At 65.7% G+C, this 19,028-nt stretch carries 21 protein-coding genes; 11 read left to right on the top strand and 10 right to left on the bottom strand.

All coding sequences use genetic code 11. The annotated features are described in order from the left end of the window. Positions 1-8 precede the first annotated feature (8 nt). The 3 genes from ACSC1Y_RS02200 to ACSC1Y_RS02190 form a co-directional block, all read right to left on the bottom strand. A complete protein-coding gene (locus tag ACSC1Y_RS02200) occupies positions 9-443 on the bottom strand; it encodes an RNA-binding protein (RefSeq protein ID WP_435332957.1) in 435 nt (144 codons plus the stop codon). Between the two features lie 12 nt (positions 444-455). Beyond that, entirely contained in the window at positions 456-662 is a 207-nt protein-coding gene (locus tag ACSC1Y_RS02195; protein ID WP_435332956.1) for a DUF1918 domain-containing protein, read from the bottom strand. 87 nt (positions 663-749) lie between these two features. Next, complete coding sequence (locus ACSC1Y_RS02190) at positions 750-1,442, bottom strand: type 1 glutamine amidotransferase domain-containing protein (protein WP_435332955.1); 693 nt, start codon at positions 1,440-1,442, stop codon at positions 750-752. A 201-nt stretch (positions 1,443-1,643) separates the two neighbouring features. On the opposite strand from ACSC1Y_RS02190, the gene ACSC1Y_RS02185 reads away from it, so the two are divergent. After that, entirely contained in the window at positions 1,644-2,204 is a 561-nt protein-coding gene (locus ACSC1Y_RS02185; protein ID WP_435332954.1) for an NUDIX domain-containing protein, read from the top strand. A 13-nt stretch (positions 2,205-2,217) separates the two neighbouring features. Here ACSC1Y_RS02185 and ACSC1Y_RS02180 read toward each other — a convergent pair whose 3' ends face one another. Beyond that, complete coding sequence (locus ACSC1Y_RS02180; protein WP_435332953.1) at positions 2,218-3,291, bottom strand: hypothetical protein; 1,074 nt, start codon at positions 3,289-3,291, stop codon at positions 2,218-2,220. Between the two features lie 246 nt (positions 3,292-3,537). Here ACSC1Y_RS02180 and ACSC1Y_RS02175 point away from each other — a divergent pair, with 246 nt between their 5' ends. Continuing rightward, the gene (locus ACSC1Y_RS02175; protein ID WP_435332952.1) at positions 3,538-4,005 is read left to right on the top strand and encodes a GNAT family N-acetyltransferase; all 468 of its coding nucleotides are present in this window, start codon (positions 3,538-3,540) and stop codon (positions 4,003-4,005) included. A 21-nt stretch (positions 4,006-4,026) separates the two neighbouring features. Here ACSC1Y_RS02175 and ACSC1Y_RS02170 read toward each other — a convergent pair whose 3' ends face one another. The 4 genes from ACSC1Y_RS02170 to ACSC1Y_RS02155 form a co-directional block, all read right to left on the bottom strand. Continuing rightward, complete coding sequence (locus tag ACSC1Y_RS02170) at positions 4,027-4,857, bottom strand: hypothetical protein (RefSeq protein WP_435332951.1); 831 nt, start codon at positions 4,855-4,857, stop codon at positions 4,027-4,029. Positions 4,858-5,527: 670 nt separating this feature from the next. Next, positions 5,528-5,995, bottom strand: a complete 468-nt coding sequence (gene pyrI / locus ACSC1Y_RS02165) for an aspartate carbamoyltransferase regulatory subunit (protein WP_435332950.1) — start codon at positions 5,993-5,995, stop codon at positions 5,528-5,530. Continuing rightward, complete coding sequence (pyrB, locus tag ACSC1Y_RS02160) at positions 5,992-6,906, bottom strand: aspartate carbamoyltransferase (RefSeq protein ID WP_435333169.1); 915 nt, start codon at positions 6,904-6,906, stop codon at positions 5,992-5,994. Before pyrB ends, pyrI begins: the two co-directional genes overlap by 4 nt. Before the next feature lie 47 nt (positions 6,907-6,953). Then, positions 6,954-8,516 carry a hypothetical protein gene (locus ACSC1Y_RS02155; RefSeq protein ID WP_435332949.1) on the bottom strand — a complete coding sequence of 521 codons (1,563 nt, stop codon included), beginning with the start codon at positions 8,514-8,516 and terminating at the stop codon, positions 6,954-6,956. A 74-nt stretch (positions 8,517-8,590) separates the two neighbouring features. On the opposite strand from ACSC1Y_RS02155, the gene ACSC1Y_RS02150 reads away from it, so the two are divergent. The 4 genes from ACSC1Y_RS02150 (at position 8,591) to ACSC1Y_RS02135 (ending at position 11,762) form a co-directional block, all read left to right on the top strand. Then, on the top strand, positions 8,591-9,250 hold the full coding sequence (locus tag ACSC1Y_RS02150; RefSeq protein ID WP_435332948.1) for a MinD/ParA family ATP-binding protein: 660 nt from the start codon (positions 8,591-8,593) through the stop codon (positions 9,248-9,250). 26 nt (positions 9,251-9,276) lie between these two features. Then, positions 9,277-9,903: an RAD55 family ATPase gene (locus tag ACSC1Y_RS02145; protein ID WP_435332947.1), complete on the top strand. Its 627-nt coding sequence runs from the start codon at positions 9,277-9,279 to the stop codon at positions 9,901-9,903. A gap of 163 nt (positions 9,904-10,066) precedes the next feature. Continuing rightward, positions 10,067-11,299 (top strand): digeranylgeranylglycerophospholipid reductase, encoded by a 1,233-nt coding sequence (locus tag ACSC1Y_RS02140; protein ID WP_435332946.1) that lies wholly within the window; start codon positions 10,067-10,069, stop codon positions 11,297-11,299. A 73-nt stretch (positions 11,300-11,372) separates the two neighbouring features. Next, the gene (locus tag ACSC1Y_RS02135) at positions 11,373-11,762 is read left to right on the top strand and encodes a hypothetical protein (RefSeq protein WP_435332945.1); all 390 of its coding nucleotides are present in this window, start codon (positions 11,373-11,375) and stop codon (positions 11,760-11,762) included. A gap of 265 nt (positions 11,763-12,027) precedes the next feature. On the opposite strand, the gene ACSC1Y_RS02130 is transcribed toward ACSC1Y_RS02135, so the two are convergent. Continuing rightward, positions 12,028-12,996 (bottom strand): FKBP-type peptidyl-prolyl cis-trans isomerase, encoded by a 969-nt coding sequence (locus ACSC1Y_RS02130; RefSeq protein WP_435332944.1) that lies wholly within the window; start codon positions 12,994-12,996, stop codon positions 12,028-12,030. A 93-nt stretch (positions 12,997-13,089) separates the two neighbouring features. On the opposite strand from ACSC1Y_RS02130, the gene cyaB reads away from it, so the two are divergent. Together cyaB and ACSC1Y_RS02120 are read left to right on the top strand one after the other, a co-directional pair. After that, on the top strand, positions 13,090-13,692 hold the full coding sequence (gene cyaB, locus ACSC1Y_RS02125) for a class IV adenylate cyclase (RefSeq protein ID WP_435332943.1): 603 nt from the start codon (positions 13,090-13,092) through the stop codon (positions 13,690-13,692). Positions 13,693-13,783: 91 nt separating this feature from the next. Then, positions 13,784-15,004, top strand: a complete 1,221-nt coding sequence (locus tag ACSC1Y_RS02120) for a methionine adenosyltransferase (RefSeq protein ID WP_435332942.1) — start codon at positions 13,784-13,786, stop codon at positions 15,002-15,004. Between the two features lie 48 nt (positions 15,005-15,052). Here the strand turns inward: ACSC1Y_RS02120 and ACSC1Y_RS02115 are convergent, their stop codons facing one another. After that, the gene (locus tag ACSC1Y_RS02115) at positions 15,053-16,189 is read right to left on the bottom strand and encodes a response regulator (protein ID WP_435332941.1); all 1,137 of its coding nucleotides are present in this window, start codon (positions 16,187-16,189) and stop codon (positions 15,053-15,055) included. Positions 16,190-16,323: 134 nt separating this feature from the next. Here ACSC1Y_RS02115 and ACSC1Y_RS02110 point away from each other — a divergent pair, with 134 nt between their 5' ends. The 3 genes from ACSC1Y_RS02110 (at position 16,324) to ACSC1Y_RS02100 (ending at position 18,989) form a co-directional block, all read left to right on the top strand. Then, positions 16,324-17,502, top strand: a complete 1,179-nt coding sequence (locus ACSC1Y_RS02110) for a tRNA sulfurtransferase (RefSeq protein WP_435332940.1) — start codon at positions 16,324-16,326, stop codon at positions 17,500-17,502. Positions 17,503-17,634: 132 nt separating this feature from the next. Then, a complete protein-coding gene (locus ACSC1Y_RS02105; protein ID WP_435332939.1) occupies positions 17,635-18,111 on the top strand; it encodes a DUF5804 family protein in 477 nt (158 codons plus the stop codon). Continuing rightward, entirely contained in the window at positions 18,108-18,989 is an 882-nt protein-coding gene (locus tag ACSC1Y_RS02100; protein WP_435332938.1) for an alpha/beta fold hydrolase, read from the top strand. The genes ACSC1Y_RS02105 and ACSC1Y_RS02100 overlap by 4 nt, the downstream gene beginning before the upstream one ends. Positions 18,990-19,028: the final 39 nt, after the last annotated feature.

Here is a 19,028-nt window from a genome sequence, read left to right as displayed (position 1 = left end):
GCGCATGGTCACTCCTCGCGGAGCGATTCCAGCGTCTCTCGCGCGTTCTCGACGGCGGCCTCCTTCTTGGCCGGGTAGGCCTCGACCTTCGCCCGGAAGGTGATGCCCTGCCCGAGTTCGGTCTCACCGCCGAAGGCGGCCTGCTTGTCGAGTCGCAAGAACAGTTCGCAGTTGTCGGTCACTCGCTGGTCGAGTTCGCCGATGACGCCCTCGATGTCGGATAGCTCCGCCACTCGCGAGAGGACGTGTCGCACGTCGTCCGCGTTCTCCACTCGGGCCGAGAAGATGACGATGCGGTCGCCGTGATGGCCCGTGTTCTCGATGCGCTCTACCTCGTACTCCTCTGGGAGGTAGTAGCGGAGCGCCTCCTCGACGCGTTTCTCGTCCTCCGTGGCGTAACAGAAGGCGCGCAGGTCGACGTAGTGGAACGGAACCTTCGACATCGAAAGCGAGAGTTACTCTTCGTCTTCCTCGGCGTCTTCGTCGCCGGCGGCCTCCAGCTGGTCCTCCGGGATGCCCTGCTCCTGCCCGTCCTCGAACTGGATGGTGTAGGTGGCCTCGCCGAACATCGACTCCATGACCTGCGTGATGGTGCCCGTCATGCCGTCGAACTCGCTGTGCTTGTCGTGCAGAATGACGCGGTCGTCTTCCTCGAAGCTCATGACTCGACCTACCGACGGCCCGATTAAAAAGGGACTGATTCGCGTCTGCTGCTGGCGGTCGCACCACGACGGTCGGCGACTCTCGCGTCAGGCGTCGGCCTCGATACCGAGCTGGTCGAGCAGCGTCTCCGCCGCGGCTGCGGACGAGCCGGGGCCGCGGGCCGTCACGAGGTCGCCGTCGACTGTGACGCTCGTGTCGCTGTCGAGTTCGGCGTCCCAGTTGCCGCCCGCGGCGATGACCTCGTCCTCGACCCAGTACGGGAGCTTCCGCCCGTCGGGCATCCGGTCGTACTCGTCGACGATGTCCTCCTCCCACTCGTTGGGGAAGCCGGTGACGTCCCGGCCGGAGACGAGGTAGCGACCGTCGTCGTCGTGGGCGAATCCGAGGATTCCCACGGCGTGACAGACGACGAGGGCGACGCCTGAGTCGCCGGCCACTGCGTCACTGAGCAGCCGCCGTGCGTCCGAGTCCTGGTTGATGTCCCACTCGGTCCCGTGACCGCCGGGGAAGACGACCGCGTCGTAGTCGGCCGCGTCCTCGCCGGCCACCGGAACGGGGTCGTTCAGTCGCTCGTCGGTCTCGTGGATCTCACGAAGCCGTTCTGCTTCCTCCTCGCCGATGTCGTCGGGGTCGAGCGAGCGCTCGTCGACGACCGGCGGGTCGCCCGAGGGTGTCGCGACGGTCACGTCCACGCCAGCACCGTCGAGCGTGGTGAGCGGCTCGATACATTCCTCTGCCCAGTAACCTTCCTCGCTGACGACGAACAGTGCGGACGTCATACGGATAGGAGTTGTACTTCCACGTTTGAAAGGGAGGGGGAAGCGGGTGGTGGTGCCGGGACCGAAGATAGCCGTGATAGCGAAACTGTCTGAGCCGAAGCGATTTTGCCGACCCGTACGGTAGAGTGCATCAATGAACACTTTCGCCACTCCGTCTCTCTCGCGTGTCGGCCCAGAGCTGTGCCCGAACCCGCGGTCCAGATGACGCGGGTGGACGACCTCTGGTACCTCGCCCGCGAAGCGAACCAGCGGGGAGAACAGGCGTACCACGAGCTGGCCGACCAGCACGACGGCATGGTCGAGACCACCCGAACCCGATACGTCTCACGCCGGCGGTTCCAGACGCTAGCAGAGCGAACCAACCGGACCGGCGCCCCCTACGGGGCCCACACCATCGTCTATCGCGAGAGCGGCGAGATACTGCTCGTGCGGCACGAGGGCGTCGACCTCTGGGTACTCCCGGGCGGCGGAGTCGAACCGGACGAATCCTACGCCGAGGCCGCGAGACGCGAACTCGAAGAGGAGGCCGGCGTCGAGGTGAGCTACGACGGGCTGGCCATCCTCACCCGGCTCCGCATCGTCAGTGGCGACCAGTCGATGACCGGCGTCCTCCCCGTGTACGCGGCACACGCCGAGACGACCGAGCCGGAGGTCGCGGACCCCGACGGCGAGATCTCGGCTGCGCGCTGGTTCGCCGAGCTTCCAGAGGATACCCGGGACCGGAAGGACCTGCAGTCGTGGCGAGACCGCGAACTGCCGTAGCGAGTTCAACGGCTCACTCAACGACTTCTCTGACCTCCAGTAGGTAGATATCGCCCTCGTACTCGACGTAGGACCGCGAGCCGCCCGGCTGTTCTCGGATCCAACGGGCCGCCTCCCGGTAACCGTCGGGAACCGTCGAGGAGGTTCCGTCCCAGTCGACCATCCCGGTCGTGAGCGCGTCGAGCAGGACCCGTCTTCCGTCCTCTCCGAGCGAGTCCGCACCCGATTCCGAGCTGTTCGAGTCGTCGAACGGGACAACGAGGTTTCCGAGGGAGGACTCGGCGAACGACTCGCCCGACGACGCGACCTTGACGAGCTCGTACCGGACCTGGTACCGAACGACCGACCGGTTTCGAACCCGCTCGACCTGGAACAGGTCGCCCTCGTGTCGGACGTAGTGTCGGTCGCCATCGACGAGGCTGCCACTCTCGGTTCCCGCAGGCGGGGCCCAGTAGAACCCCTTCGAGACCTCGGCGTGAGAACGCCGGGAGTCGGATGGAGCGGCGTGTTCGACCAGTGCCCGGTCTCCGGTCGTCAGGTTCGCCCAGTCGACGGCTTCGCGCTTCGCCCGCTCGTACCGGTCCTCACGGTCCTCGGGAATCGGGCCCTCGAAGTGCATCTGATAGCCGTCGGCGGTCCGTTCGCCGACGATCTCCGCGCTCACCCGGTAGTAGGTCCCGTTCTCTCGCACGAACGCGCCGTCGTCGAAGGCGTCGAACGCCCGGTCGCTGTCGGCGCTCACCGGGTGAATCGAGACGGCCGTCGTGCTCCCGTTCTCGAACAGCTCGTCGGCGACGGTTCGTTGCGAGAAGTGGAGTTGTGAACGGGGCGGGACGTACTCCCTGGCGATCTCGGCCGGCTCGACCTCGTACGCGACGAAGGTGAACGCGTGGTAGAAGCCGTCGTCGGTGGTCGGTGGGTCTGTGCGGCTCCAGGTAGCTGCCGTCTTCGTCGTGGCGTCGCTCGTCCGCGTGTCGACCGACAGCGGCTCGCGGGTCTCGGTATTCGAGTCACCGAACGGCGTGGCGGAACAGCCGGCGACCAGAACGAGCACCACGACGAGGACTGCGCGGGAGTGGAGGGCCATCGTTACCGAACTGCTGTCAGGGTATCGACAAATACTTTCTCCCGGCCGTCCGACGACGCTCTTGCTACGACGGCGTCGACTGGTGGTTTTATCTGCCAGAGCTGTGACTCATCGAACAGGATGACCCGTTCCCGCTGACTTGGTGTATCCCAACACCGCCTTCTCGTCTCATCGGATGGTCCCGTCGCCCTTGACGGACCACGCCTGCGGATAGTCTCACCAGCACCAGCGACCCACACTCGAGAGATGCAACTCAGACAGGCCACAGCCGACGACCGCGAACGCATCGCAACCGAGCTCCTGGTCCCCGCCTACGAGGCGGCCGAGGACCGGGAGCCCGAGTACTGCAACCTGACAGACGAAGCCCGGACCGAACCCGACATCGACTACTGGCTCTCAGACGAGGACCGCGTCCTCATCGTCGCCGAGGCCGACGACGGTGAGTTCGTCGGCAACGTCTCGGGAGCCGTCTCGCCGACGCCGCCCATCTACGACCGTCCGCCCGCGGTCTACTGCGACGGCCTGTACGTGAAACCCGAGTTCCGTCGCGAAGGCGTCGCGACGGCCCTGCTCGACGAACTGGTCGAGTGGGGCGAGCGGCGCGGCTGCGGTTTCTTCTCGCTCTCGGTGCACGTCCACAACCGGCGTGGGAGGGAGTTCTTCGAGGCGTACGGGATGGACCAGGCGTACCGTTCGATGCGGCTGGACCTCTGACGGAGAACCGGCAGCGGGCGATTACTTCGGACTGCCGAACGACTTTCCGTCCTGCGAGTCAGCCTTCATGCGGCGGATGGTCGCCCGTGCCTGACTGGCGTCGTACCCGAAGTAGACGTCCTCCGCGTAGGCGTCGGCGACCTCGGTCGCGTGGGCCAGCTTGTCGATGTCGACGTCGACGGCGTAGAGCTCGATGGAGAACGGTTTCGAGAGCGCGTCCTGGAAACCGCTCGCGATGACCTCCAGCCAGTAGGTCGTCGAGTAGGCCATGTCGTACAGCGGGACGACGAACTCGTCGACGTGTTCGGCGAGCGCGTCGAGGTCGAGTCCAGCTCGTTTGTAGAGGTGTCCCGGGTACGGGTCGGGATAGAGCGTGAGATACGTCTTGCCCGGGATGCGCGACGCCGCGTCGGCGACGAACTCGGTGATGACACTGGCGCGCCACTCGTAGCGGTCGTCGTACCCGCTCTCTTCGAAGGCCTCCTCACAGTGGTCACAGTAGCAGTACTCCGCCCGCGGGAAGCCCACGTCGTCGAGCCGGACGTCCTCGTTCACCGCAGCGCAGTCCTCGATCATCTCCAGCAGGCCCTCTCGGTAGCGTTCACGGGACGGGCAGATGTAGCCCCAGTCGAAGTAGGGCTGCTCGCGCGTCGCCTTCTCGCCCTCGTCACTGACGGGGATCAGGTCGGGTTTGGCCTCGCCCGCCGCGGTGTCACCGAAACAAGACACCATGTTCACCGCTCCCGGGACCGGTTCGACGGCCCTGCCGGTCACGTCTTTCACCTCGTAGAACCCGCGGTCGAACTCCGCCCAGTCGAGTTCCTGCTCGTTGCGCGTGACGACGCCGTACATAGCAGAGGCTACGGAGTGTGAGCGGGGTAAGTGGTTCGAAACCGGAGCGAGCCCAGTCGGCCGGGCGGAGCGAACGAGGGGGGTGCCTCCCACGAAGCCAGCCCGAACCGACTGAAGAGCCGTCTAATCACTCGTCTGGCAGTTCGTACGTGGCGTGCTGCCAGCAGCGTCGTCTGGGTCCGAACACGGTTCTTCGACAGGGTGTTCCATCTTCGCAGTCTACGCCGCAGGTCGCGGGGTCCGAGGGGTCGTCACCTGAGGTCGACATGCAGGAACAGGTACAGACAGAGGGGCCAAAAGTAATCACCGTTGGAATCAAAGGTCTTTATATACTGGCCGCGGCTCTCCTCGTGACTCGATACCACACGCGCTCTCCGATAGGACGTTCGACCGGACCCAAGAAAATCAGCGAGAACGGGGCGTCGTTCGGACGTTACTCGTCGACGTCGTAGTCGACTTCGACGGTGGAGGTTGAGCCGCCGGCGACCATCTTGTAGAGGAGTACGGCTGCGACCAGTGCGAACACCAGTTTGAATTTCTTCGACATACCAGAACAATCACATCCCGGGTATTTATTTCTTCGTGAACCGGGTCGAACTCGTCCCGCACCGGTGTGAGACGACAAACAGTAACACCTGGTGGAAAGTTACCGAAACCGATACTTTCTGCGTCAGCTGGCGTGGATGTGTGCGGCGATGTCCTCCCGGACGATCGTTTCGCAGTACGCACACCGGACGCCGTCTCTGAGCACCTCGAACTCGGTCTCGACCGGCTCGTCCGCGTTCGTGATGCAGTTGTGGTTGGGACACGAGAGCACGCCAGAGACCGATTCCGGACGTTCGACTCGGTGTTTCTCGACGACCTCGTAGTCGCGGACGATGTTGATCGTCGCGTCCGGCGCGATGAGCGACAGCACGTCGACCTCGTCCTGGCTCAGCTCGCGGCCCTCGACCTTCACGACGTCCTTCGTCGCGAGCGTGTCCGAGGGGACGTTCATCCCGATGGAGACCTGCTCGCCGCTCTCGCCCTCGATGCCGAGGATGGCGAGGACGTTCAGTGCCTGTCCACCGCGGATGTGGTCGATGACGGTCCCGTCTCGAATCTTGGCTACGCGGAGCTCTTTATCTGCGTCTGTCATTGCTCACCCTCCAGCAGCATGTCCAGCAGTGCCATCCGTACGGGCACTCCGTTGTGTGCCTGGTCGAAGTACGTCGCGTACTCGGTCTCGTCGACGTCCGGCGCGATCTCGTCCACCCGCGGGAGCGGGTGCATGACGGTCAGGTCGTCGCTCGCGGCTTCCAGCGTTTCGGCGTCTATCTGGTACTGGCCGGCGACCTGCTGGTACTCGTTCTCGTCGGGGAAGCGTTCGCGCTGGATTCGCGTGACGTAGAGCACGTCGAGCTCCGCCAGAACGGGTTCGAGCTCCGTGTGTTCGCGGACGTTCGCGCCTTCCTCGTGCAGGTCGTACCGGACCGACCGCGGCAGGCGGAGGGACTCCGGGGCGATGAAGTGCTGGCTCGCACCGAACGTGGTCAGTGCGTTCGCGAGCGAGTGGACCGTCCGGCCGTACTTCAGGTCGCCCATGATGCCGATGGTCAGGTCGTCCAGGCCGGCGTTCTCGCGGATGGTGTAGAGGTCGAGCAGGGTCTGTGTCGGATGGTGACCCGCGCCGTCGCCCGCGTTGACGAGCGGGACGTCGACGTACTCGCTCGCCATCTTGGCCGCACCCATCAGCGGGTGACGCAGGACGAGCGCGTCGGCGTACCCCTCGATGACCCGCATCGTGTCCGCCAGGGATTCGCCCTTCTTGACCGACGACGAGTCGACCGGTCCCATGTCGACCACGTCGCCGCCGAGGCGTTTCATCGCCGTCTCGAAGCTCATCTTCGTCCGGGTGCTCGGCTCGAAGAAGCAGAGGCCGAGCAGCTTCCCGGTGTGGCGCTCACCGAACGCCGCCGGGTTGGCGTCGACCTCGGCCGCGCGGTCGAGCACCGTCTCGATGTCGTCCCGCGAGAGTTGCTTCGCGGTCAACAGGTGGTCGTGGCGCATCAGGTGGATGGCCACGGCCACGGACCTTGAACCTCACTGTTTGTGGTTCACCGCTCGACCGCGGCGTCGAGCAGGCCGTTGCCGACGACCAGCAGCGAGACCGCGGGCCAGGTGACGGCGACGAGGGCGGCTGCCAGGCCACCGACCGGGTCCATCCGGACGACCAGCGACCGCCCCACGTGGCCTGGCAACCCGCCGACGACGAGGAGGTCGGCGACGACGAACGCGAGAACCGACCCGGCGCGGGCCAGCCAGCCCGCCCCTGCGACGGTCGCGAGGGACCGATTCGCGTACACGGTGAGTCCGCGTGCCGTGAGGCGAGCCGCAGCACCCGCGAGTGCGATGCCCGCGACGAGTGCCACCAGCAGTTCCGCCTGCAGGACGTCTCCCGTCGTGAGCAGTCCCGTCCAGCCGAGGCTCAGCACAGCGACGAGCAGCAGAGGCACGTTCAGTACGGGAGCGGTGAGCACCTGGACGATACCCTCGACCGGTCCCGACCGGTGCGCCTCGACACCGAGGGATAGCCCGACTCCCCCCACAAGGACGCCCACCAACGTCACGAGGGCGACCGCCGAGAGGTCGAAGGTGAGCAGGGACGGCTCGAATCCGCTCGACACCCGCTCCTGTGGTCGCGTGGTGGCGACCGCGCCAACGAGACCGACCACCAGCGCGAGTACGAAGCTGACGAGACCGGCGCGGACTCGACTGTCGGCCGCGACGATTGACCGGAGCGAGACGGCTGACACACCGCCGTCGGCCTGGGTCGGTCTCCGGCCCGTCGCGGTGCTCCCCCGCTCGCCGTCGTCCAACAACGTCCAGACCAGGTCACGGACGAGGCCGAGGAAGAGGAGCGGCAGCGTGAGCGAGAGGGTCGCGGCGACGAACACCGGGACGTCTCCCGTCCCGAGCGCCCGGATCCAGAGATAGCCCAGCCCAGAGACGCCGAAGAGGTTCTCGACGACGACGACCGCCCCGACGAACCACGACGCGCGGAGCGACCCTTCCAGGAGCCGCTGTCTTCGCCCGCCCGCGAGCGACTCGTCTCTCACGAGCAGACCGGCCAATCCGGTTCCGAGTGGTAGCGCGAGTACCAGCGCGGGCACCGCCATGGAGAGCGGGTCGGCCGGTATCGGTCGTCTCGGGAACTGTACCACGTCGTTGACGACCAGCGCGAAGAAGGCGAACGACCAGACGTGCGTCGGAAGGGCTCCGACGTAACCGGCGATTCGACCGGCCAGTTCGTTCCCCTGCCGTGCGAGCAGGACGAGTGGCATGGCGACGAGTGCCGCGAGAACCAGCGCGAGGACGACCAGGGTGCCGGTGTCCGCGACCGTCGTCCCGACGACCGACCACGCCGACTCGTCGGGCGCCATCGTGAACGACCTCCCGACGTCGAGGAGTAGGACGTCGACGACCCTGTCGAACGTCCCCCGTGTGGCACCGACCTCCGCGGCTAGCTCGGGTGGCAGGCTCTCCAGAGCCGGAGACGGCCCCACCATCGACGCGACCGCCTGCACGAGGAGGAGACCCAGTGCAACCCACGACGCCACCGTCGAGCCGACCGCAGTGAACAGCCCCGTCCGTCCTCCCGCACCACCGTCCCGTGTCATAGGGCGAACCTTTCTTCCACCGTGAATAAGCGTAGCGGCCGTCGGTGTTTACCATCGGTCTACTCCGTGGGTTCATGTACGATGACGGCTCCACTGTCGGCATGCTCGCCATCGCCTCCGGTAAAGGTGGCGTCGGAAAGACCACCACGACACTCGCACTCGCAACGTCGCTGTCCCGCCGAGGCCGGCCGGTCAGGGTCGTCGACACCGACTACGACATGCCCGACCTGCACGCGATGGCAGGCTGTGAGCGGGAACCGACGCTCGCGACCGTCCTGGCCGGAAACCCACCCCCGGACCTCGTCTCCGCGGAGTATCCAGGGGTTCGAGTGGTCCCTGCGCCACCCGCCGAAATCGGGTCCTCGGTCGCCGACGCGCTGGCAGCCCTCGCCACCGCCGACGACCGTCTGACCATCGTCGATACCCCTGCCGGAGCCGGACCGGGAGCGGTGACGCCGCTTCGGTCGGCCGATGCGGTTCTGCTCGTGACCGACACGTCCCCGCAGTCACTCTGGGATACCGCGAAGACGGCGGCGATGGCCCGTGAACTCGGCGTCACCTGCTGTGGTGTCGTTCTCACCTGTTCGACGCGCGTTCCCGACGGCATCGGCGAGTTCCTCGCTGCACCCGTCCTCGGCGCCATCCCATCGGCACGGCGACCGCTCGCCGACGAAGCGGTCTGGCAGGCCTACGAACGTATTACGGCACGACTGTTCAGGCATACAGTTATTTAGGTGGTGACTGTCTACGAGGCTACGTAATGGCCGGCCGGCTGGAAACAGGAATCGACGTGCTCGACCGGAAGTTAGACGGGGGGCTGCCGCCGGGCTCCATCGTAGCGTTCAGCGCCAGCCCCGCGAGCCAGTCGGAGCTACTGCTCTACGAGCTGACCGCCGCTCGTGGCACGCTCTACCTGACGACGGAGCGTTCGGACCAGGCCGTCCGCGACGCCATCGAGAACACGAACGCGCCGGTCGGCAGTCCGACCGTCCGCGACATCTCCGGTTCCGAACCGCTCGACCAGGCCAACCGGCTCATCCGCGCGCTCCCGGAGGGTGCGAACCTCGTCATCGACACGGCGGACGTACTCGAGCGCGGGGACCGGAATCGATTCCGGAGCTTCATGACCGAGCTCCAGAACCACATGGTCAACACCGGCTCCATCGCGTTCCTGCACTGTCTCGACGGAACGCACGTCCCACAGAATCGAGATACGACGCTCCACATGTCGGACGTCGTGTTCGAACTGACGACGCAGGTTCGCGGAACCGAACTCGAGAACCGCCTCGCCGTGCCGAAGTTCCGCGGGGGAACCGCCCTCACAGAGACCGTCAAACTCGAACTCGCCGACCAGGTCGCCATCGACACCTCGCGCGACATCGCCTGATTCTGGGCCGCCCCCGCGCGAGACGGGACCTTCGTCGCCGACTTCTACGCACCGCACACGTGACGGTCACGGTGAGTATCCGAAATCAGAACTACTTACATTGATGGGACAGTAGGCCATCACAACACGCGAACCGGTACGTCGCGATGAGGTATACTCTATCATGACTCGAACATACGATGTGGTCATCGCTGGGGCGGGCCCTGCGGGCGGACAGGCGGCACGCGACCTCGCGTCGCGAGGGTACGACGTCGTCGTCCTGGAGACCGAGACCGAGGAAGAGTTCCCGAGCAGGAGCAACAAGTCGACGGCGGGGACGTTCCCGTCCACGATGTCGCACTTCGGCATCCCGGACGACGTGGTGATGAACTTCACCGACGACGTCGTTCTGGAGTCGCCGAACCACCACTACAAGCGGTACCAGCCCGGCGCAGTCCTCGAGTTCGCCGACTTCAAGAACTGGCTGGTCGACGAGGCCCGCGCCGACGGCGCCGAGTACCGGTTCGACGCCCGCGTCTCGAAGCCCATCATGGAGAACGGCGAGATCGTCGGCGTCACCTACAACCGGACCGAGGAGGTCTACGGTGACATCGTCATCGACGCTACCGGCCCGAGCGCACCCATCGCGAAGGCGCTCGACGTCTGCGACCTCAAACGTGAGAAACAGGCCATCGGTATCGAGTTCGAGCTCGAGGGTGTCGAACTGGACTGCGAGGGGTACGCAGACCTCACCGACACGATGATGCTCCGTCTCGACCACGACATCGCACCTGGCGGTTACTCCTGGATCTTCCACACAGGCGCCGACACCGCGAAGGTCGGCGTCTGCTACATCCAGAACTCCGCGCACCGCCACAACGCGAAGTCGGGCTACACCATCGACGACTACCTCCAGTACTGGATGGACACCGACCCGCGCTTCGAGAACGCAGAGCGCATCGCGGGCAAGCAACACCGCGGCTCGGCACACATCCAGCTCCCGAACCAGCTGAGTACGGACAACTTCATGGCTATCGGCGACACGGTCCCGACCGTCGACCCGCTCTGGGGCGAGGGCATCGACAAGTGCATGCGCTCCGGCCGCGCGGCGGCGACGACGGCCGACCGCGTCCTGACCCACAGCGAACAGGACACCTCCGCCCACCAGATGTCCATCTACGACATGCTCTGGCACTCCCGGGTCGCACCGCGGGCGAAGAGCCGGCTGTTCATGACCGAACTCCTGTACCGTGGCTCGAACGAGCGATACGACGAACTGCTTCGGGACATCGCCGCCACGCCCGAGGAAGTGCTCCAGAAGGCGAACAAGTCGAACAAGCTCGCGCTGCTGAAGCTGATAAAGACCGAGGACGTCTCGGTGTTCGCGGAGACGCTGAAGGACTGGTATCTGGGCTGAGGACGGTCGGCTGTGTCCCGCTGGTGACGTCGGGCACCAGTAACTGTTTGTATCACTGTCACGAATCACGGATGTGGCTCTCCGTCCCCCGGTTCACGGCCGATTCATCGGACTGGCCGCGATCGGCGCGATCGTACTCCTTTCAGCGGCCGGAATCGGCATCTTGCTGGTCGGTGGCCTCCCGTTCGGCGGGGTTGCTGGCGAGGGGAGCATCGAGGAGGTCGACCTCTCGGTGCGGTTGAACGACGACATGGACATGCCCGGAGACGGAACCGCCTCCTCGTACACCTGTACCTCCGCAGGAACGCCTGGCGATATGGTCGGGACGTACGGCTCCGTTCACGTCTCGACGCCGCTCAACCGGCATCACTGGCCCCGCACCGACGCGGATTACGTCCTCGAAGTGACGCTCGTCGAGTCGGGAAAGTCCACGACCGAGTCGGTCTCCGGCGTGGGCCGGTAGCGAGTCCAGCTGTTCTGGCTGGTCGAGGACGACGAGACGCTCGCTATCGGAGACACGGCGACGCTTCGATTCCGCCTCCGGGATGGATCCAGTACGCTCGCTGATTCGACCAGGACGGTCGTCGTCGAGGAGGGTTCTCAGACGTTCGACTGTGAGTCTGCTGCACCCGGGGCCATCGAACTTGACGCGTCGTCTCCTGGTCGGTAGGCCCGAAACACCAGCCGCTCACGGCCGGTGAAAAAACGGAGAAACTGAAAGGATCGACTTACTCCTCGTCGAGTTCCGCTTCGATCTCGTCGGCGTCGATGTCGGCGTCCTCGAGGGCCTCCTCGATGTCGGCCGCGGACGCGCCTGCGCCGCCTGCGCCAGCGCCGCCCATCATGCCACCCATGCCGCCCATCATACCGCCCATGCCACCGTCGATGGTCTCCTGGACGATGACGCGGTCGATGTCGAGGTGCTGCATGAGCTGCTGTGCGACCTGCTGCTTGCCGAACATCCACTGCTGGTTCATCTGCAGCTGCGGGTCGGACTCGATGTAGAGCGTCTTCTTCTCGACCGTCTTGGTCTCGAACTCCGGCTCTGCGTCCTCGTCGTCGTCGTCCGACTCGACGGGGACCTCCTCTTCGACCTCGTCGGTCTCGAACCACATCTCGAGGTCGACGTCGAAGAACATCTCCATCAGACCCTTCGCCTTCTCGATTCGGTCCTCGACGACGTCCTCGATGGTGTAGTCGTACTCGAGGTCCTCACCCGCGAGCGGGTGGTTGAAGTCGACGCGGGCGCGGCCACCGATGATGGTGTTGACGTAGCCCTGCTCGCCGTCGACCTGGACCTGTGCGCCGGGGCGCCGGGAGTCCTCGGGAATCTTCTCGGCGCTGACGGTGCGGACCTGCGCGTCGTCGTACTCGCCGAAGGCTTCGGCGGCGGGGATGGTGACGTGACCGGAGTCACCGACCTCCTTGCCGCGGATCTCGTCTTCGACGGCCTCGAACATGTGACCCTGGCCGAGGACGATGACGCGGGGCTCGAACGGGCGACCCTCGTCGTCGATGCCCTCTTCCTCGGCGACCTCGGCGTCGGTCGTGTCGACCAGCTGGTCGCTCTCGGCGGTTCGCGCCGTGTATCCGAGCAGGACGAAGTCGCCGTCCTGGAGTCCTGTCGTCTCGTCTTCAGCCTCCTCGCTCACTTCTTCCTCTTTCTCGGCCATCTCGGCCTCTTGGTCATCGGTCATACGTAATGCGTCTCACGGTCAGCATTTAAGAACCACGTTTCTGCGTCGTCGGTGACGGGTAGACTTTTCGGGCCACCGGCGCGACTGTCGGCCATGTACGAGGTCGAGGTGAAGGTCAGAGCAGACCACGTGACGGTTCGCGACCGGTTGCGCGAGCAAGGCGCAGAGCCAATCGACGCGGTGGTGCAGCTGGACACCTACTACGACGCACCCCACCGCGATTTCGCGGAGACGGACGAAGCGCTCCGTATCCGTCGGGAAGCCGACATCGACGCCGACGACGGACGGAACCCGGACGCGCTAGAGGGCGCACTCGGCCCGGCGGCGTTCGACGCCCACGTCACCTACAAGGGGCCGCTCGTCGAGGCCGAGTCGAAGACCCGTGAGGAGTTCGAGACGTTCGTGGCCGAAGGGGAGACGATGGACGAGATACTCGCACGACTTGGCTTCGAACCGGCGGCCACGGTCAGAAAGCGACGCCAGCGGTTCGCACTGGACGGTTACACCGTGACGCTGGATGCGGTCTCGGGGCTCGGTGAGTTCGTCGAGTGCGAGGTGGAAGTCGACGACGGTGCCGACGTCGAGGACGCCCGTGAGGGCGCGTACGCAGTGCTCGAATCGCTCGGTCTGGACCCTGAAGAGCAGCTTCGCACGTCGTACCTCGGTCTGCTACTCGAATCCGTCGCGGAGGAGTGACTCCCAGGCACCCCTGAGATTACTGCTGAACATATCTCGGCGCGCTCAGCTTTTCGCAAGTTATAGAAACGGGCGATGACAATGGCGGGTAATGACCGAGCGCAATATTCGCGTCGAGCCTATCGACCGCAGAGCGGTCGAGGACCAGGAGGTCGAAATCGTCGAACGAAAGGGGCTGGGGCATCCCGATTCCATCTGCGACGGTATCGCTGAGTGCGTCTCGCAGGCTCTCGCGAAGACGTACCTGGACCGCGTCGGGAAGGTCCTGCACTACAACACGGACGAGACACAGCTCGTCGCCGGAACGGCTGCGCCTGCCTTCGGCGGCGGCGAAGTCATCGAACCCATCTATCTCCTCATCGTCGGCCGCGCCACGAAGTACTACGTAGACGACGAGGGCGTCGAGTACCGAATCCCGACCGAGACGGTGGCGCTGAAGGCGGCCCGTGAATACCTCGGCGAGAACTTCCCCGAGATCGACTTCGGCACGGACGTCGTCGTCGACGTCAAGCTCGGCGAGGGCTCCGGTGACCTGCAGGAGGTCTTCTCGGAGGAAGGTGCGACCGTCCCGATGGCGAACGACACCTCCTTCGGCGTCGGCCACGCGCCCCTCACAGAGACGGAGACCATCGTCAAGGAGGCCGAGCAGCGCCTCAACGGCGAGTTCCACGACGAGTATCCCGCGCTCGGGCAGGACGTGAAGATAATGGGCAAGCGCGAGGGCGACCGCATCGACATCACCGTCGCCGCCGCCATCGTCGACAGCTACGTCGAGAACATCGAGGAGTACAAGGAGGTCATCACGGCCATCCGAGAATTCGTCGGCGACGTCGCCGAAGAACACACCGACCGCGAGGTCGAGGTTCACGTCAACACCGCCGACGACTACGAGCAGGGCGCCATCTACCTGACGACCACCGGGACGTCGGCGGAACAGGGCGACGACGGCTCCGTCGGCCGCGGAAACCGTGCGAACGGCCTCATCACGCCGAACCGCTCCATGTCGATGGAGGCGACCTCCGGCAAGAACCCGGTCAACCACATCGGGAAGATCTACAACCTGCTGAGCACCGAGATCGCCGAGTCGGTCGTCGCCGAGGTCGACGGCATCCGCGACATGCGTATCCGGCTCCTCTCGCAGATCGGCCGGCCCATCGACGAACCGCACGTGGCAGACGCACACGTCGTCACCCAGGATGACGTCGAACTCTCCGACATCGAAGCGGACGTCGTCGACATCGTCGACCGCGAGCTCGCGAACGTGACGGACATCACCCGTCGCGTCATCGAGGGCGAGCTCACGACGTTCTGATCGTCTCCTCGGCGTTCTAATCACTTTCTCTGGCGTTCTGACCTACCTTCATCCGGATTGCACCGCTTGGACAGGAAACGCGAGCACCGCGAGCCGACCATCTCCTGCCGGAGCCACACGACACTCGCACTCGGCGACTGTATCCGATTTGGCGGTGAGTGCCACGGTCTGGTTCTGTGACGTCCCCGTATCGCGCGCCCGCTCGGCGAGATCGACGAACGACCGACCGAGCACCGAGATCGGACTGTCGACCAGGTCGGTGCGGTCGTACCGGGTCAGCGCGAGGAAACCGTTGCCGACGGCGAGGATGCGGTCCCCGTCGACGAGCATCGTTCCCGCTTGCTGGGCGGTCAACACCGACTCGTCGACCGAATCTGAGTCGCCTTCTCGCCCATCGTCGTCCAGTTCCTTGATGATACAGATGTGACCACCGCTTTCCAGTTGCGTCAGCGACAGGTCCTTCGGGAACGTGCTCCCGTCCGCTCGAACACCGATGACGGAACCGTGCCAGGCTCCCTCCCGCTCCAGTTCGGGGAGTATCTCGCGATTGAAGACATCGATATCACGGTCGGTCGAGAGTACCTCCCAGCTCCGTCCGAGCAGTTCACTGACGCCGTAGCCGTGCATGGATGCGTAGGCACGATTGAGGTAGATGTACTGCCCCTTCCCGTCTAGGAGACCGATTCCCTCGCGAGCCGCTTCGATCGCCTGCATCCGCCGCTCGAGGGTGATCTCGACCCGCCGCTTCTCTGCGAGCGTCTTGACGCGGTTCGCGAGCAGCGTGTACTGGTCCTTCCCGCCCTTCTGCAGGTAGTCCGTGACGCCGGCCGTGATAGCCTTACTGGCGATCTCCTCCGAGCCCTTCCCGGTGAACAGGACGAACGGCAGGGCCGGGTCGTGCTCCCGGACCGCCGCGAGGAGCTCCAGACCGTCGCATACGGGCATGTCGTAGTCGCTGACGACGCAGTCGAACGACTGCGTCCTGAGTCGTTCGAGTGCCTCACTGGCAGTCGACGCCTTCGTCACCTGTATTCCGGGCGCTTCGCGCTCGAGGAACGTCGTAGTGAGGTCGAGGAACTCTTCCTCGTCGTCGACGAGCAGGACCTGAACGGTTTCGGCGGCACTGGTGGCACCTGAAAGCGTCTCACCATCAGCCGGTCTCTCGTCTACGGCCCTGGGGCTCATCGTTACCGAAATCTTGGAGTCGATGACTCATGACTGTTGTCGCCAGACGTTCTCCCGGACGAACAGTTCTCTCCCCTCACGGTCACCCGCGACCGTCCGACGCTGGTTTACGTCTCGGCGAGGTACGGGCGGGCATGCATCCCCCGGGGGCGGACACGGTCGTCGTCCGTCACGGCGACCTCAACGTGAAGAGCACCGGCGTCCAGCGCCGCATGGAACGGCGACTGGGAGAGAACGTCGAGGCGTTACTGGCCGCAGCGGACGTACCCGGTGAGGTCGAGGTACGATGGTCTCGACTCCTGATTCGGACGGACACAGACGCCGTCGCGGCGGCTGCGAAGGTCGCGGCTCGAGCGTTCGGTGTCGTCTCCACGAGCGCCGCCTGCTCCGTGCCGTCGGAGAGGAAGGCCATCGAAGACGCGCTGGCGGCAGCCGCTCGTGAACACTACGACGGTGGCACCTTCGCCGTCGACGCTCGCCGGGCGGACAAGTCGCTCCCATTCACCAGCGAGGACGCACAGCGGTTCGGTGGACAGGCGATCTGGGACGTGGCCGAGAACTCGTTCGAGCCCGCAGTCGACCTCGACGACCCCGACTACACCTTCGAACTCGAGATTCGCGAGGAGGAGACGTTCGTCACCCTCGGACGACACGACGGCCCCGGCGGCCTGCCACTCGGCACCCAGACGCCGATGGTCGCACTCGTCAGCGGCGGTATCGACTCGCCGGTCGCCGCGTTCGAGGTGATGAAACGCGGCAGCCCCATCGTCCCGGTGTACGTCGACCTCGGCGACTACGGCGGCCCGGACCACGAGGCGCGGGCGGTCGAGACGGTCTCGACCCTTTCCGAGTACGCGCCGAACTTCGACTGCACCGTCTGGCGAGTCCCGGCCGGCGACGTCGTATCCGACATCGTCGATTCGGTCGACTCCGGCCGGATGCTCGTCTTCCGCCGGTTCCTCTTCCTCGTCGGCGAGGCGGTCGCCAGGGAGGTCGGCGCTGCCGGCATCGTCACCGGCGAGGCGCTCGGCCAGAAGTCGAGCCAGACGGCCCAGAACTTCGCCGTCACCACGCCCGTCACCGGCGTCCCCGTCCACCGGCCGCTGTTCACCTGGGACAAACAGGACATCGTCCAGGCGGCCCGCGACATCGGGACGTTCCACGATTCGACCATCCCCGCTGGCTGCAACCGGATGGTGCCGGACCAGCCGGAGACGAAGGGCTCGCTTCCGAGCGTCGAAGCCAAGGAGCCGGACGACCTGCGAGAGCGAGCGGAAGCCGTCGTCGAGCAGGCGTCGAAGATAGACGTCTGACGCCCTTTTCTCGGTGCTGTAGACGTTTTCGGGCCGACCGCTCCGTCACCAACCGCATCGTCCTTACCCGCGAGCGACATCTCCCGACCCACAGGCGAAATCCACATACTCCCCCCCGTCCAAACCCCGTCAGTGACCGACGTCTGTCTCATCGGCTCGGACGACTGCCTCCTGCGGTACGAACTGCTCTCGCGCGAAACCTCGCGCGAGGCGCTCTCGACCTACGACCTCTGGGAGCCGTTCGAGAACGCCATCGCGTGCCGAACCGTCAGCGTCGGCGCGGCCGTCTCGCTCCTGAACGACCTCGACTGGTACCTCGTCCGGTTCGTCGCCGACGAACTCGTCCGTGAACCCTCCATCGTGGAGGACGAGTGGCTGTCGCGAGAGCTCGCGACGAAGGTCCGGAACGACGCGGTTCGGCCGGAAGAGACCGACCAGTTCTACAAGCTCTACGGGTTGCGCCGGCCAGAGGAGGGACCGCCGGAGCTGCTCGAACCGCTGTTCGTCCAGCGCCGCGACGACGCCGACGAACTGCCGACCTACGACCTGCACCCGGACGTCTCAGATACCGTCGCGGTGCGCGTCTCCGCGGAGGAGTTCGGCGCATGACGGGGGGCCACGGCGTCACCAGGGTCGACGGGAGGCGCATCCACTACCGACGGGCGGGCGTCGACGGCCCGGCGGTCGTCCTGCTGCACGGCGGCGGCGTCGACGACGCCGAACTCTCGTGGAAGCACACCATCGAGAGTCTCGCCGCGGCGGGCTACCAGGTGTACGCGCCGGACTGGCCCGGCTACGGCGACAGCGACCCCATCGACGTGCACTCCACCGAGAGCTACGTCAGGGTGCTGGGAGGCTTCCTCGACGCGCTCGGTCTCGGTTCCGTCTCGCTCGTGGGCATCTCGATGGGCGGAGCAGCGGCACTCGGGTTCGCCCTGGAGAACCCCGAGCGCGTCGAGAACCTCGCGCTGGTCGACAGCTACGGGCTCGGACCGACCATCCCCGCAGGCTCGTTCTGGTACACGCTCGCCCACGTCCCCGGCGCGAACGCGGCCGGCTGGTCGATGATGGGCGCGTCGCCCGAGGCGACGACGCTGGGGCTGGCGAACGTCGTCCACGACCCGAACGCCATCCCCGGAGAGTTCGTCGGCGAGGTTCGCGACCGGGCGAAACGGCGTGGCGCAGGAAGCGCCTTCACCGCGTTCCAGCGGAACGAGGTCGGGCCCGCCGGCCGGGCGAAGACGAACTACGCCGACCGGGTCGACGAGCTGTCGATGCCCGTCCTGCTCGTTCACGGCGAGGGCGACCCCCTGTTTCCGGTCAGGTGGGCCAGACGTGCACACGAGCGTCTCCCAGAGTCGAGGCTGGAGGTCTTCGAGGACTGCGGCCACTGGACCCCGAGAGAGCATCCCGACCGGTTCGACGCGGTCCTGCTCGAGTTCCTGAACGGCGAGACCGACGCGACGCCGCCCGAAGAGGGAGCATAGCGGGACTGGCGGCTGCTGGCCCCGGTTCCGGAGCGCATC

This window comes from Haloarchaeobius lipolyticus, assembly GCF_051208015.1.
Classification (GTDB): domain Archaea; phylum Halobacteriota; class Halobacteria; order Halobacteriales; family Natrialbaceae; genus Haloarchaeobius.
This window is presented reverse-complemented; position numbering and strand designations above follow the sequence as displayed.